Source organism: Micromonospora sp. U56, assembly GCF_018070095.1.
Lineage (GTDB): Bacteria > Actinomycetota > Actinomycetes > Mycobacteriales > Micromonosporaceae > Micromonospora > Micromonospora purpureochromogenes.
On the sequence record NZ_JAGPYL010000034.1, the window covers coordinates 39,424 to 53,589 of the forward strand.

Annotated in this window: 13 protein-coding genes; 7 read left to right on the top strand and 6 right to left on the bottom strand. The window is 73.9% G+C overall.

The features are described from left to right. Nucleotides 1–10: 10 nt before the first annotated feature. From KBX37_RS14395 to KBX37_RS14410, 4 genes are all read right to left on the bottom strand, one after another. The gene (locus tag KBX37_RS14395; protein ID WP_210776397.1) at nucleotides 11–823 is read right to left on the bottom strand and encodes an SAM-dependent methyltransferase; all 813 of its coding nucleotides are present in this window, start codon (nucleotides 821–823) and stop codon (nucleotides 11–13) included. Between the two features lie 213 nt (nucleotides 824–1,036). Continuing rightward, the gene (locus KBX37_RS14400) at nucleotides 1,037–1,705 is read right to left on the bottom strand and encodes a response regulator transcription factor (RefSeq protein ID WP_007072219.1); all 669 of its coding nucleotides are present in this window, start codon (nucleotides 1,703–1,705) and stop codon (nucleotides 1,037–1,039) included. A 7-nt stretch (nucleotides 1,706–1,712) separates the two neighbouring features. Next, nucleotides 1,713–3,404 carry a GAF domain-containing sensor histidine kinase gene (locus KBX37_RS14405; protein WP_210776398.1) on the bottom strand — a complete coding sequence of 564 codons (1,692 nt, stop codon included), beginning with the start codon at nucleotides 3,402–3,404 and terminating at the stop codon, nucleotides 1,713–1,715. A 14-nt stretch (nucleotides 3,405–3,418) separates the two neighbouring features. Further along, complete coding sequence (locus KBX37_RS14410) at nucleotides 3,419–5,227, bottom strand: long-chain fatty acid--CoA ligase (RefSeq protein WP_210776399.1); 1,809 nt, start codon at nucleotides 5,225–5,227, stop codon at nucleotides 3,419–3,421. A gap of 208 nt (nucleotides 5,228–5,435) precedes the next feature. On the opposite strand from KBX37_RS14410, the gene KBX37_RS14415 reads away from it, so the two are divergent. From KBX37_RS14415 to KBX37_RS14440, 6 genes are all read left to right on the top strand, one after another. Beyond that, entirely contained in the window at nucleotides 5,436–5,891 is a 456-nt protein-coding gene (locus tag KBX37_RS14415) for an SRPBCC family protein (RefSeq protein ID WP_210776400.1), read from the top strand. Between the two features lie 31 nt (nucleotides 5,892–5,922). After that, nucleotides 5,923–6,591, top strand: a complete 669-nt coding sequence (locus tag KBX37_RS14420; protein WP_210776401.1) for a hypothetical protein — start codon at nucleotides 5,923–5,925, stop codon at nucleotides 6,589–6,591. A 73-nt stretch (nucleotides 6,592–6,664) separates the two neighbouring features. After that, a complete protein-coding gene (locus tag KBX37_RS14425) occupies nucleotides 6,665–7,567 on the top strand; it encodes an ROK family glucokinase (RefSeq protein WP_210776402.1) in 903 nt (300 codons plus the stop codon). Next, entirely contained in the window at nucleotides 7,564–8,280 is a 717-nt protein-coding gene (locus tag KBX37_RS14430) for an endonuclease/exonuclease/phosphatase family protein (RefSeq protein WP_307849074.1), read from the top strand. The genes KBX37_RS14425 and KBX37_RS14430 overlap by 4 nt, the downstream gene beginning before the upstream one ends. 106 nt (nucleotides 8,281–8,386) lie before the next feature. Next, nucleotides 8,387–9,793 carry an NAD(P)/FAD-dependent oxidoreductase gene (locus tag KBX37_RS14435; RefSeq protein WP_210776403.1) on the top strand — a complete coding sequence of 469 codons (1,407 nt, stop codon included), beginning with the start codon at nucleotides 8,387–8,389 and terminating at the stop codon, nucleotides 9,791–9,793. A gap of 76 nt (nucleotides 9,794–9,869) precedes the next feature. Then, on the top strand, nucleotides 9,870–10,664 hold the full coding sequence (locus KBX37_RS14440) for an alpha/beta fold hydrolase (protein ID WP_247658034.1): 795 nt from the start codon (nucleotides 9,870–9,872) through the stop codon (nucleotides 10,662–10,664). A 6-nt stretch (nucleotides 10,665–10,670) separates the two neighbouring features. On the opposite strand, the gene KBX37_RS14445 is transcribed toward KBX37_RS14440, so the two are convergent. Both KBX37_RS14445 and KBX37_RS14450 read right to left on the bottom strand, forming a co-directional pair. Continuing rightward, a complete protein-coding gene (locus KBX37_RS14445; protein WP_210776405.1) occupies nucleotides 10,671–12,095 on the bottom strand; it encodes a trehalose-6-phosphate synthase in 1,425 nt (474 codons plus the stop codon). A 181-nt stretch (nucleotides 12,096–12,276) separates the two neighbouring features. Further along, nucleotides 12,277–13,116 (bottom strand): DUF308 domain-containing protein, encoded by an 840-nt coding sequence (locus KBX37_RS14450; RefSeq protein WP_210776406.1) that lies wholly within the window; start codon nucleotides 13,114–13,116, stop codon nucleotides 12,277–12,279. 246 nt (nucleotides 13,117–13,362) lie between these two features. On the opposite strand from KBX37_RS14450, the gene KBX37_RS14455 reads away from it, so the two are divergent. Continuing rightward, nucleotides 13,363–14,073, top strand: coding sequence for a 1-acyl-sn-glycerol-3-phosphate acyltransferase (locus tag KBX37_RS14455; protein ID WP_210776407.1), 711 nt, complete (start codon nucleotides 13,363–13,365; stop codon nucleotides 14,071–14,073). Nucleotides 14,074–14,166 lie beyond the last annotated feature (93 nt).

Below are 14,166 nucleotides of genomic sequence, written 5' to 3' on the forward strand. Positions count from 1 at the left end.
GTCCGGTGTCTCACCCACCGAGGCGTCCGACGCCACCCATGAAGACCGCCTGCGCGGCGTCCTCGGCGCTCTCCGGCGACTCCGGCCGCCACTGCGGCACCCACACCACGCCCGGTTCGAGCAGCGTGAAACCGTCGAATAGCGCGGTCAGCTCGGCCCGACTGCGGATCGAGAGCGGGCTGTCGGTGCGGCGGTAGACCCGCTCGGCCTCGGCCCGTTCGCCGGTGTGGCCCCGGTCCTCGTCGGTGGCCTGCGACAGCACCAGGTAGCTGCCCGGCGCCAGCGCCTCGCGCAGGGTCCGCAGGATCTCGTCGGGCCGGTCGGCGTCCGGGACGAAGTGCAGCACCGCCACGATCAGCACGGCCACCGGCCGGGAGAGGTCGAGCAGCCTGGTCACCTCGGGGTGGCTGAGGATCGCGGCCGGTCGGCGCAGGTCCTCCTGGACGACCGTGGCGCCGGGACTGCCCTGCAGGATCTCCCGGCTGTGGGCCACCGCCACCGGGTCGACGTCGACGTAGACCACCCGGGAGTCGGGCGCGGCGCGCTGGGCGATCTCGTGCACGTTGCCGACGGTGGGGATGCCCGAGCCGATGTCGAGGAACTGGCGGACGCCGGAGTCGACCAGGTACTGCACCGCCCGACGCATGAACGCCCGGTTGGCCTGGGCCATCAGCGGGGCCTCGGGGACCGCCTCCATCATCGCCCGGGCCGCCGCCCGGTCGGCCGCGAAGTTGTGCGAGCCGCCGAGGTAGTAGTCGTACATGCGGGCGACGCTGGGGCGCTCGATGTCGATGTCGTCGGGTGCCCAGTCCGGCCGCTGCATGCCCACCCCTTTAGTTGACAAACGCGAGGATCGTCGCCCGCGCGGGCCACCCGGGTATTCTGCCCTCGCTTCGCCCCGGTGCAAAGACCACGGTCACTACGCGACGGCGTGCTCACTCAGGGCGCTGGCGGCGCCGCCGCGGCCGTGCCCCGGACAGGCGAGAGGTCCGCGACCGGCGGGCGGCGCGGACCTCTCGACGACGGGCCGGAGCCCTCAGAACTTCGGCGCGTCCGGGGCCTCGAGCAGGCCCAGCCGCAGCGCCGTCATCAGCGCCTGGGCGCGGTTGGCCGCCCCCAGCTTCTCGTAGAGCTTCGAGATGTGGGTCTTGGCGGTGGACTCGCTGACGAAGAGCTGCTTGGCGATGCCGGCCACGCTCATGCCGTCGGCCAGCAGCCGCAGCACCTGCCCCTCGCGGGGGGAGAGCTGCGGACCGGACGGGGCCAGCCGGCGCTTCATCGCCTCGGCCAGGTCGGCCGCGGTGAAGGCGCTGGGGGAGGAGGCGGCGTGCCGGGCGGCGGCCACCACCTCGTCGGCCGGCGCGGTCTTCGGCACGAAGGCGCTCGCCCCGGCCTCCAGCGCGCCGAAGAGCTGGTCGTCACCGGCATACATGGTCAGCACGACGATCCCCATCGACGCGCTGGACTTGCGCAGGGCCCGGGTGGCCTCGAGGCCACTGCCGTCCGGAAGGCGCAGATCCATGATCACGACGTCCGGCTGCAGCGCGCCAGCCTGGCGTACGCCCTCCGCCGCCGTGGCGGCCTCGCCGACGACCTCGAACTGCCGGTCGCGCTCGAAGGCGTGCCGAAGCCCCTTGCGGATCAGGTCGTGATCGTCGACAAGGAGGACCTTGGTACGAGTGGCCGGTGTCGGGCTTGTGGTCATCCTCGGGTTACTCCCCTTCTGCTGCTGCGCTGCCACGCACGTTATCGCGCCGGGGCGAGGAACCGACCACCACCGCCACGGTTGTGCCGCTGGGCTGCCGCGGCCTGATCTCCAACCGGCCCCGGATACGTTCCGCTCTCTCGGCCATGATCGCAAGACCGTAGTGCCCGTCCGCGTGCTGGTCACCGATGCCGTGACCGTCATCCGACACTTCGATCTGCGCGTACGGGGGGTCCACCTCGCAGGTGACCCAGAGATTCGAGGCCCCGGCGTGCTTGCGCGCGTTGGTGACCGCCTCCTGCGCGATGCGCAGCAGCTCGGCCTCGGTGGCGGCGGGCAGCCGGGCGGTGGACTCGTCCAGCGACAGGTGCACCCGCAGGCCGCCGGAGGCGCCGACGGTGCGGGCGTACTCGGCGATCGCGGCGGCCAGGCCGCCGTGCCGGTCCACCTCGCTGCGCAGCTCGAACAGGCTCAGCCGCAGCTCGGTGATCACCCGGGTCACCTCGCCGCGCAGCGTACGCAGCCCCTCGGCGGTCTCGTCGGCGTCGTCGTGGACGGTGGCCAGGGCGTTGTCGATGCCGTAGCCGACCATCACCAGCTCCTGGGCGACCCCGTCGTGGATCTCCCGGGCCAGCCGCTGCCGCTCCTCGTTGGTGGCCAGCGAGCGCACCTCGTCGAAGAGCAGCGCCGCCTCCAGCCGCAGCGCGGCGGGGCCGGTCAGCGCGGTCACCCGGGACACCACCGGCGGCGGGTACGCGTGCGCGGCGTCCGCCTCCAGCACCACCAGTCCGACCGTACGCACGCCGGCGACCAGCGGCACGATCAGCGCCGAGACGTCCCCGCCGCGGTGCGAGCGGGCCTGCGACCGGGCTGCGGTCTGCGGCTGCTGGCTGGCCCACGCGTCGGCGATGGCGGAGTCCGCGTCGAGCGTCGTCTCCCAGTCCACCCGGTCCACCCCGACCTGGGCGAGCACCACGAGCCGGCCGCCGCCGCTGGCCGAGAGCACCGCGGCCCGGTTGTTGGGCGCGACGGTGCGCAGCTCCTCCAGCAGGTGCTCGGAGATGCCGCCCGGGTCGAGGGTCGCGCCGGGCAGCTGCCGGGCGACCGTGCGCAGCTGGGTCAGCAGCCGGGTCGCCTCCGCGTACGGCTGGGGCTTGCTCTCGCCACGGACCCGCATCACCTGGTGCAGCGTGCCGGCCGCGTAGAGACCGAGCCCGGCCAGGATCAGCCACTGCGCGCAGACCGCCAGGTAGCCGGGCTGCCCGAGCTGCCGCCCGCCGTCCACCTCGGTGAACGCCCCGGCGATCAGCAGGGTCGCCGCGGCGACGCCGAGCAGCGCCGCTCCCTCGCGGAAGCGGCGGCGCAGCGCGGTCACCGTCACCGGCACCGCCAGGTAGGGCAGTACCGCCGAGGCGCCGAGCCCGCCGACCGATCCGCCGAGGGTGGACTCGACGGCGACCTGGCTGGCGGCCAGTCCCAGCACCACCGCCTCGGCGACCCGGCTGAGCGGGCCGAGCAGCCGGTGCTCGGGGGCGAGCACCGCCGGCAGGCCGGCGGCCGCCAGCAGGGCGATCCACCAGAGCTGGGCGGGGTCGCGGGTGGCGACCAGGGTCAGGACGCCGACCAGGACGAGCAGGACCCCGCGCGCCGCGACGGCGAGGGGATGCGGCTGGGGCCGGACGGGTGTGGAGGCGGGCACGTGACGGATGGTAGTCAGCTCCGGTAGATCTCGGCGATCTCGGACGCGTACATCTTGTGCACGACCTGCCGCTTGACCTTGAGCGACGGGGTCAGTTCGCCGGTGGCCTCGGTGAAGTCCCGGGGCAGGATCCGGAAGACCTTGATCGCCTCGGCCTTGGAGACCGCCTGGTTGGCCACGTCGACCGCGCCCTGGATCTCGACCAGCAGCTCCTCGTGGTCGTGCAGCTCCTCGACCGGCGTGTCCTCCGGCAGGCCGTGCGAGGCCAGCCACTTCGGCAGGGCCTCCTCGTCGACGGTGACCAGCGCGGCGATGAACGGCTGCCGGTCGCCGACCACCAGGCACTGGCTGACCAGCGGGTGCGCCCGCACCTGGTCCTCCAGCACGGCCGGGGCGACGTTCTTGCCGCCGGCCGTCACGATGATCTCCTTCTTGCGGCCGGTGATGCTGACGAACCCGTCGCTGTCGATCTGGCCCAGGTCGCCGGTGCGGAACCAGCCGTCGGCGGTGATCGCCTCGGCGGTCGCCGCCTCGTTGCGCCAGTAGCCCTGGAAGATCAGGTCGCCGGAGATCAGGATCTCGCCGTCGTCGTCGATCCGGATGGTGACGCCGGGCAGCGGCCGGCCGACCGTGCCGACCCGGGTGGCGGTGGGCAGGTTCGCGGCGGCGGCAGGGGAGGTCTCGGTCAGGCCGTAGCCCTCGCAGATGGTCACCCCGATGCCGCGGAAGAAGTGCCCGAGCCGGGCGCCGAGCGGGGCGCCACCGGAGATCGCGTCCCGGCAGCGGCCGCCGAGCGCGGTGCGCAGCTTGCGGTAGACCAGCTTGTCGAAGAGCGCGTGCTGGGCGCGCAGGGTCAGGCCGGGGCCGTCGGGGGTCTCCAGCGCCTCGCTGTAGGCGATGGCCACCCGCTCGGCCCGGTCGAAGATCTTGCCCTTGCCGTCCGCCTCGGCCTTCTGCCGGGCGCCGTTGTAGACCTTCTCGAAGACCCGGGGCACGGAGAGCACGAAGGTCGGCCTGAACGCCTGGAGTTCGGCGACCAGGCTCTTGGTGTCGGGGCAGTACGCCATGGTGGCCCGGGCCTGCACCACGCCGATCTGGATGAGCCGGGCGAAGGCGTGCGCCAGCGGGAGGAAGAGCAGGGTCGATGCCCCGGGCCGGAACAGGTTCGGCAGCACCGGCACCGCGTTGGCGATGTCGGCGTACATGTTGCGGTGGGTCAGCACGCAGCCCTTGGGCCGGCCGGTGGTGCCGCTGGTGTAGATGATCGTGGCGACGTCGGCGGAGCGGAGCGCCTTGCGGCGCCGCTCGATCTCCTCCGGTTCGACCGACGCGCCGGCCGCGACGATCTCGTCCACCCCGCCCAGCTCGATCTGCCAGACCTGGCGCAGCTCGGGCAGCCGGTCGCGGACGCCGGCGACCAGGGTGGCGTGCCCGTTGGACTCCACCACGACGGCGACCGCGCCGGAGTCGGCGAGGATCCAGGCGGCCTGCTCGGCGCTGGAGGTCTCGTAGATGGGCACGGTGACCGCGCCGGCCGCCCAGATGGCGTAGTCGAGCAGGGTCCACTCGTAGCGGGTGCGGCTCATCAGCGCTACCCGGTCGCCCGGGTTGATGCCGGAGCCGACCAGGCCGCGGGCCACGGCGACGACCTCGTCGCGGAACTGCCGGCAGGTCACGTCCACCTGGGCGGCACCCTCGGCGCGGGCGGCGGGCCGGACGAACTGGACCGCGTCCGGCGCGGCCTCGGCGTTGTCCCAGACCGGATCGGTCAGGTTGGCCGAGTCGCCGATGGTGACGATCGGCGGGACGGAGAACTCGCGCACCTGCACTCCCTCGTGCTCGCACTGGCCGGGCCGGCCGCCGTGGCGGGTCGGCTTTGTCGAAACCTACCCGCCCGCCCGGCTGGGTGAGGTAGGGAGGTTGCCCGCCCGCCTGGTGGGACGCCGCCGTGCGGGGCTGTCGGCGACCGCCGCGCCGGGCGTGGCCGGGGCAAGCGCCGCGTGCCGGGGTCGCTCCGGGTAGCCTCCCCCCATGGCGGACTCCTCCACCCAGTCGATCATCATCGGCGCGTCACCGGACCGGGTGGCGGCGGTCATCTGCGACTTCGCGAGCTACTCCGAGTGGACCGAGGCGGTGCGCCGGGCCGAGGTGGTCGAGGAGTACGAGGACGGCTACGCCAGCCAGGTCCACTTCACCATCGACGCCGGCGTGATGGCCGACGAGTACGTGCTGGCGTACGAGTACGCCGAGGATCTGTCCCGGATCGAGTGGCACCTGGTGGCGCCGTCGAAGATGCAGAAGTCCCAGCGCGGGTCGTACGACATCGTCGGCAATCCGGACGGGACGTCGACGGTCACCTACACCCTCGAGGTCGAGCTGTCGGTCGGCATGCTCGGCATGTTTCGCCGCAAGGCCGAGAAAATGATCATGGATACGGCGTTGAAGCAGCTCAAGCGCCGGGTAGAAGCAACCGGTGCGGCACAGTGACGCAGCCGGCGGCACGGTAGAGGAGCCGACGATGGCGGGTACGCAACCGGGCTCCGCCCGGGAGGAGGCCGAGCGGCTCGTCGCCACGCTGCTCGCCACGGCACGGCTGGCCAACGCCGGCTCCGGCGGCGGTCTGTGGGGTCCGCTCGGTGGGATCCTCTCCGGTGTCCTCGGTCACAGTGGCGGCGCGTCCGGCCCGGCCGGGGGCGCCGGCGGCACCGGGAGATTCGCCACCGGATCGCCGGAATGCTGCGTCTGCCCGGTCTGTCGCGGTATCGCGGCGCTACGCGATCCGAGTCCCGAATTCGCCGAGCGGCTCGCCACCGGCGCGGGTGATCTGGCCGCCGGAATCGCCAGCCTGATGCGCGCGTTCGCTCCCGCCGACAGCGGGGAAGCCCCGGACAGGGCGGCCGGAGCGGCCGGCGCGCCCGGACCCGCCGCCGGGGCGGACGCCGCCGCCGACTACGTGTGGCGCGAGGCGACCCGTACCGGGCATGATTCTCCGTCGGCGCCGGAGCGGGACGTCTGGTCCGCCGCCACGCGGGCGGAGGACGTGGTCGTGCCGGCCGCCGCCGCGCCCGTCGACGACGCCGGGCCGGTCGCGCCGGCCCAGGTCCGGTCGACGGCCGACCGTCCGGTGGTGCCCGCCTCGCGAGCGCCGGCCGGCGCGGGCGGGGACGCACCAGGCGACGAGGCCTGAACACGGGACATCCGACATCGCAGCCGGCAGGTCCGGCCGATGTCGGGCAGCACAGCAGAGGGGAGTGGCAGCGGTGACGCTGACCATCGGAGTCGACGTCGGTGGCACGAAGGTGGCCGGCGGTGTCGTGGACGACACCGGCAAGGTTCTCGTGCAGGCCCGGCGGGACACCCCCGCGGATGACGTCGGCAAGACCCGCGACGTCATCATCGAGCTGGTCACCGAACTGGCGACCGGCCACGACATCGGCGCGGTCGGCATCGGCGCGGCCGGCTGGATCGACGCCTCCCGCTCCACCGTGCTCTTCGCCCCCAACCTGGCCTGGCGGGACGAACCGCTGCGCGAGTACGTCAGCACCGCCACCGGCCTGCCGGTGATCGTGGAGAACGACGGCAACGTGGCCGCCTGGGCCGAGTTCCGCTACGGCGCGGCCCGGGACGCCGACGACTCGATGGTCATGTTCACCATCGGCACCGGGGTCGGCGGCGGCATCGTGCTCGGCGGCGAGCTGCTGCGCGGCGCCAACGGCATCGCGGCCGAACTGGGCCACATGCTGACCGTCCCGGACGGCCACCAGTGCGGCTGCGGCCGGCTCGGCTGCATCGAGCAGTACGCCAGCGGCAGCGCCCTGGTCCGCTTCGCCCGGGCCGCCGCGCGGCAGGAGCCGCAGCGCGCCACCGCCCTGCTGGAGCTGGCCGGTGGCGACGCCGAGGCGGTCACCGGCCCGATGGTCACCGCCGCCGCGAAGGCCGGCGACCCGGTGTCCGCAGACAGGGCCCAGATGCTCGACCCGCAGGGGCTGGTGGTCGGCGGCGGCGTCGTCGAGGCCGGCGACCTGCTGCTCGGCCCGACCCGGCGCTCGTTCACCGACGCGCTGGCCCAGCGCAGCCGGCTCCCGGTGGCCGAGGTGCGCCCCGCCGAGCTGGGCAACACCGCCGGCGTCATCGGGGCCGCCGACCTCGCCCGCCGGCTGTGACCGTCGCGCCGGCCCCCGCCGGCGGGGTGCGGCTGCGGGTGGTGTCCTACAACATCCACAGCCAGCGTGACGACACGGCCGCGCTGGCGGCGGTGGTCCGCGAGGCGGCCCCCGACGTGGTGATCGTGCAGGAGGCCCCGCGCCGGTTCCGCTGGCGGCAGCGCTGCGCCACTCTCGCCGAGTCCTTCGGCCTGGTGGTGGCCGCCGGTGGCCTGCCGTCGCTGGGCAACCTGCTGCTCACCAGCCTCCGGGTGCGGGTGCTGGCCACCCGCTGCCAGCGGTTCCCGCTCACCCCCGGGCGGCACCTGCGCGGGGCGGCGTACGCCGAGTGCACGGTCGGCGGCGCGCGGTTCCTGCTGGCCGGCTCGCACCTGTCCACCGACCCGGCCGAGCGACCCGGCCAGGCCGCGCTGCTCAAGCGCGAGCTGGCCGGCGCCGACCTGCCGGTGGTGCTGGGCGCGGACCTCAACGAGGGCCCGGACGGAGCGGCCTGGCGCACCGTCGGCAAGGGACTGACCGACGCGGCGGTGGCCGCCGACGCCGCCGACCGCCACACCTACTCCTGCGCTGACCCGCGCCGGCGCATCGACGCGCTCTTCGTCGATCCGCGGGTCGCCGTGGTCGGCTACGACGTGGTCGACACCCCGCTCACCCGGCGGGCCAGCGACCACTTCCCGGTCCTGGTCGACCTGCTCCTGCCGGCCACCGCCTGAGCCCTGCGCCGGTCCGCGTCCGGAGTGCCGGGCTGGACAACCGGCTCCGGGTACGGGGAGGATGCCCGTCAACCGGCGTTCGTGCCGCACATAAGGAGATTCCCCGGTGCCCCCCTCCACCGAGCACGGCCGGCCCGATCCGGAGACCACGCTCACCCCGAGCCGGGACGGCCGCCCGGTCTCCGACCGGGGCGACACGGTCTGCGTCATCGGCGCCGGTGCCAGCGGCCTGACCGCCGTGAAGAACCTGAAAGAGCACGGCTTCGGCGTCGACTGCTACGAGCGGGAGACCGGCGTCGGCGGCGCGTGGAACTGGCGGCACGACCGCAGCCCGGTGTACGCCAGCACCCACCTGATCTCGTCGCGGCCGTTCACCCAGTTCCCCGACTTCCCGATGCCGGACTCCTGGCCGGACTACCCGCACCACAGCCAGTTGCTGTCCTACTTCGAGCGCTACGCCGACCACTTCGACCTGCGCCAGCACATCTGGTTCGGCACCGAGGTCGTCCGGGTCGAGCCGGTGGCCGGCGACCGCTGGGACGTCACCACCCGCAGCACCGGCGGGTACGGCCCGGAGCGCACCTCCCGCTACGCCGCGGTGGTGGTTGCCAACGGCCACAACTGGTCGCCGAAGCTGCCCCGCTACGAGGGGCTGGAGGAGTTCCGGGGCGAGGTCATGCACGCCTCGTCCTACAAGGACCCCGCGCAGCTGCGCGGCAAGCGGGTGCTGGTGGTCGGCGCGGGCAACACCGGCTGCGACATCGCGGTCGAGGCCGCCCAGCAGGCGTCGCGCTGCTGGCACTCCACCCGCCGCGGCTACTGGTACGCCCCCAAGTACGTCCTCGGCCGCCCGGCCGACCAGGTCAACGACGCCCTGCTCGCGCTGCGCGTGCCGCTGCGGGTCCGGCAGTGGCTCTACCACTGGACGCTGCGGCTGACCGTCGGCGACCTGACCCGGTTCGGCCTGCCGAAGCCCGACCACCGGGTCTACGAGACCCACCCGATCGCCAACAGCCAGCTGGTCTACTACGTCGGCCACGGCGAGATCACCCCGGTGCCGGAGCTGGCCCGGTTCCACGCCGGTGGGGTCACCCTCACCGACGGGCGGGAGATCGACCCGGAACTGGTCGTCTTCGCCACCGGCTACCTGCCCCGCTTCGAGTTCCTCGACCCGAAGGTGCTCGGCGACGACGAGGCGGCGGGCCGCCCCCGGCTGTGGCTCAACGCCCTCGTCCCCGGGTACCCGACGCTCGCGGTGGCCGGCCTGGTCCAGCCGGACTCCGGCATCTTCACCCTGTCGCACTGGCAGACCGTGCTCTTCGCCCGGCTGCTCCAGGCGCGGCTGGGCCGTCCGGAGCGGGCCGTCGCGTTCGCCGCCAAGGTGGAGGCCGGCGCCGGGGAGCGGTACTCCGGCAAGGTCAAGGACAGCAGCCGGCACTGGTTCGAGGTGGGCCACGCCGACTATCTGCGCGCCGTCCAGCGCGCCCTGCACGAGCTGGAGGGTGACCGGTGAGCGCGAGGAACGCAGCGCAGCGGAGTCCCGCAGTCGCGAACGAAAGGCAGGCCCGGTGAGCGAGCGGCTGTGGATCATGCGGGGCCCGGAGTGGGCCCGCCCGGTCCGCCCGGCCCGGCGGGAGGTGCTGGGCGCGGCCCCGGAGCTGGAGGAGGGGCGGCCCCCGCTGCTCTTCGTCCCCGGCTTCGGGCACGGGGCCTGGGCGTTCGCCGAGCACTGGCTGGAGCACGCCGCGTCGCGCGGCTTCGCGGCGTACGCGCTGAGCCTGCGCGGGCACGGCGGCAGCGAGCCGGCCCCGGAGGCGACGCTGCGGGCGTACACCCATGACGTGGTCCAGGTGGCGGCGGGCCTGCCGCGCCAGGCGGTGCTGGTGGGGCACGGCGCCGGGGCGCTCGTGGTGACCCACGCGCTGGCCCGCTACCCGGCCCGGGCCGCGGTGCTGGTCGCGCCGGTGCTGGGCGGTTGGTCGACGGCCGGCGTGGCGCTGCGCCGCAACCCGGTCGGCACGCTGCCCGCGCTGTTCGGCGGCGGCCTCCGCCTGCACCGGCGGCAGCTGTTCAGCGGGGAGCTGCCCGAGGCGGACGCCCGCCGGCACGTGGCGCGGCTCGGCCGGGCCGGGCGGCGCGCGCAGTGGCAGCTGCTGGCCGGCCGGGAGGCGGAGCCGGCGGTGGGTCGCCCGCCGGTGCTGGTGCTGGGCAGCCCGGACGACCGGGTGGTGCCGCCGGCCGCGCTGACCCGGGCCGCCCGCCGGTACGGCTCGGCTCCGCTGCTCTTCCCCGGCATGGGGCACGACCTGATGCTCGACGCCCGTTGGCGGGAGCCGATCGACGCGATCCTCGACTGGCTGGTCAAGGACCCGCAGCGGGTGTGACCGGGGTCAGCCGGTGCTGCCCAGCCGGGTGACCAGTGAGCCGGTCTGGTCCAGGGCGCTGAGGTAGGAGCGGGCCCAGGCGCGGATGTCGTGGCGGTGCAGGTGCGCCCGCATCGCCCGCATCCGGTCGCCGACGTCGTCCGGGCCGGCCCGCAGCGCGGTGCGCAGCATCTGCTTCAGGCCCTCCAGGTCGTGCGGGTTGACCAGGTACGCCTGCTCCAGCTCGGCCGCCGCGCCGGCGAACTCGCTGAGCAGCAGCGCGCCGGTGTCGTCGACCCGGGCGGCGACGTACTCCTTGGCGACCAGGTTCATCCCGTCCCGCAGCGGGGTCACCGCCATCACGTCGGCGACCCGGTAGAGGGCGGCCAGCTCGGCGCGGTCGAAGGGCTGGGTGAGGTAGTGGATGGCCGGCTCGCCGACCCGGCCGAACTCGCCGTTGATCCGGCCGACCTCGCGTTCCACCCGGTCCCGCAGGATCTGGTACTGGCCGACCCGCTCCCGGCTGGGCACCGCCACCTGGACCAGCACCGTGTCCCGGACCTTGACGTCGCCGCTGGCCAGCAGCTCGCTGTAGGCCTTGAGCCGCTGCTCGATGCCCTTGGTGTAGTCCATCCGGTCAACGCTGAGGATCACCTGCTGCGGGTCGCCGAGGTCGTGGCGCAGCCGGCGGGCCCGGGCGGTCACGTCGGGACGCCCGGCGAGCGCGGCCATCTCGGCCGTGTCGATCGAGACCGGGTACGCCCCGACCCGCACCACCCGGTCGTCGACGCCGATCCGGCGGTCGGTGGCCGGCAGGCCGAGCACCTTCACCACCAGTTGGGCGAAGTTGTGCGCGGCCTGGGCCCGCTGGAAGCCGATCAGGTCGGCGCCGAGCATGCCGCGCAGCAGCTCGGCCCGCCGGGGCAGCTGCATGAACAGCTCCGGCGGTGGGAACGGCACGTGCAGGAAGAAGCCGATCCGCAGGTCCGGCCGGAGCGCCCGGAGCAGGCCGGGAACCAGTTGCAGGTGGTAGTCCTGCACCCAGACCAGGCCGCCCGGCTCGGCCACCGCCGCGGCCGCCTCGGCGAACCGCTGGTTGACCCGTTGGTACGCCTCCCACCAGCGGCGGTGGTACACCGGCTGCTCCACGGCGTCGTGGTAGAGCGGCCAGAGGGTGGCGTTGGCGAAGCCCTCGTAGTGGTCGCGCAGGTCCTCGGCGGTGAGCGCGACGCAGTGCATGCGGACGCCGTCGATGTCGGGCAGGCGGGGCGCGGGACCGGTGCCGCCGGCCCAGCCGACCCAGGCGGCCGGGGTGTGTTTCAGCAGCGGGTGCAGCGCGCTGCCCAGCCCACCGGGGCTGCGGCGCCACTCGCAGGCGCCGTCGGGCGCCACGCTGTCATCGATGGGAAGCCGATTGGCCACCACCACGAGGGAACTGGAATTCTGTCGCATCTCGGGCATTCCGATCCGCAGCGGGCCGACCACCGCGAGGGAGGAACAACCGGGCAGCCGGAGGGGGACGTGACGGACAGCGGTATTCCTACTGACCGTAAGTTACACCACTGTTACCTCGGCGGCGGGGGCGTGGCCGTCCCGGGATACGGGCGAAGCGTGCCGATCGGACGGGGGAGCGTCAGACGACGGCGCCGTCGTCCGGATCCTCGTCGTCCTCGTCGCCGGGGCGCAGCCGCCAGATCAGCGTGACGAAGCCGGCGAGGATGCCGGTGAACCCGAGCAGGGTCACCACCGAGGCGTCCACCGGCAGCAGCGCCGGGTTGAGGAAGAGTACGAAGCCGAGCACGATCGCCAGGACGCCGACCACCGCGTACTTCGACACCCGGGGCAGCGGCGGGGGCGGGGGCGGGGTGTAGCCCTCGTCCTCCTCGTCCGGCAGGTCGGCGCCGAAGGTGTCCAGACCGTCCAGCAGCGAGGGCTCCTCGGCCCGCGGCCGCCCCACCGAGACGCCGGAGATGTCCGCCGCGTACGGCAGCCGTCGCACGTCGGTGGCGGTCGGGCCGGTGGCCTCCTCCGTGCGGGTCGCCGGGGCACCGGCCGGGCCGGTCGGGTCGGTCGGGTCGTCGTCGACGTCCTCGGCGGCGGGCCAGGGGTGGCTGCCGGCGGCCGGGGCGGTGTGGAAGGCGGCGACGATCCGGTCCCACTCGGCGTCGACGTCCGGCTCGCCGCGCGGCGGCTCCGGGGTCGACTCGTCGGCCAGCTGGGTGAGGTAGTCCCGGGCGGTGGTCAGGTGCGAGCGGTCCACGTAGAGCCGGTCGACCGGGCGGGCCGGGACGGTGGTGGTGCGGGTGATCGGATTGAGATCGGCCGACGGCTGGAGGTAGGCCGCGATCCCGCCGGCGGCGAGCACGTCGAGCAGGTGCTCGCCGACGCGCGGATCGACGTCGCCCGCGACGGCGTACTCGCTCGCGTCGAGCCCGTTGTCCCGCCGCCCCCGGCGGGCCCCACCCGCTGACACCGGACATCCTCCTCGGCGCACCTCACGGTGCGGTTGTGTCGGCGCCGCGTACGCCGTGCCCTGAATCGTGACACGTCCGGACCCGGTTCCGGGAGTGCGTTGTGGCGTGCCGCTCCCGTTCGTAGGCTCATGGCCGACGATCCCGCCCGGCGACGGCCATTCCCGGCGCGGTCGCCGGGTCCGCCCGGCGGCCCACCGGCCCGTTCCTCCGGTGGTGTCGCCCGCCCCTGCTCCGGAAGGACACCGTTGCTGTACTGGCTGATGAAATACATCATCCTCGGCCCGCTGCTCAGGCTGATCTTCCGTCCCCGGGTGGAGGGGCTGCACCACGTGCCGGAGACCGGTCCGGTGATCCTCGCCAGCAACCACCTGTCGTTCTCGGACTCGATCTTCACCCCACTGATCGTCCCGCGAAAAGTCACTTTCGTGGCCAAGGCGGAATACTTCACCGGTAAGGGCATCAAAGGCTGGCTCACCAAGGCGTTCTTCGCCGGCACCGGCTGCATCCCGGTCGACCGCTCCGGCGGCCGCGCCGCCCAGGCGGCCCTGGACACCCAGCTCAGCGTGCTGCGGGTCGGCGGCGTCGCCGGGATCTACCCGGAGGGGACCCGGTCGCCCGACGGGCGGCTCTACCGGGGCAAGACCGGGGTGGCCCGGCTCGCGCTGGAGAGCGGCGCCCCGGTGGTCCCGGTGGCGATGCTCAATCTCGACGAGATCCAGCCGCCCGGCAAGCTGATCCCCAAGATCGCCCGGGTCCGGATCCGGTTCGGCCCGCCGCTGGACTTCTCCCGCTACGCCGGCCTGGCCGGCGACCGCTTCGTCGAGCGCGCGGTGACCGACGAGATCATGTACGACCTGATGGAGCTCTCCGGTCGCGAGTACATCGACATGTACGCCGCGAAGCTGAAGAACCAGCCCCCCACCGAGCCGGTCACCCGCGAACCCATCGCCGCCTGACCCACCCGGCCGACCGCACCGCCGACCCACCACGCCACGTGCTGCCGTGGGCGTGCAGTTTCACGGAAAGAGGGCGGATCTTGGGCCGGGGGG

Coding starts and splice junctions, on each gene's coding strand:
- KBX37_RS14395 (WP_210776397.1), bottom strand. CDS start 823: ATGCAGCGGCCGGACTGGGCACCCGACGACATCGACATCGAGCGCCCC.
- KBX37_RS14415 (WP_210776400.1), top strand. CDS start 5,436: ATGGCGGACTCCTCCACCCAGTCGATCATCATCGGCGCGTCACCGGAC.
- KBX37_RS14440 (WP_247658034.1), top strand. CDS start 9,870: ATGCGGGGCCCGGAGTGGGCCCGCCCGGTCCGCCCGGCCCGGCGGGAG.
- KBX37_RS14445 (WP_210776405.1), bottom strand. CDS start 12,095: ATGCGACAGAATTCCAGTTCCCTCGTGGTGGTGGCCAATCGGCTTCCC.
- KBX37_RS14400 (WP_007072219.1), bottom strand. CDS start 1,705: ATGACCACAAGCCCGACACCGGCCACTCGTACCAAGGTCCTCCTTGTC.
- KBX37_RS14420 (WP_210776401.1), top strand. CDS start 5,923: ATGGCGGGTACGCAACCGGGCTCCGCCCGGGAGGAGGCCGAGCGGCTC.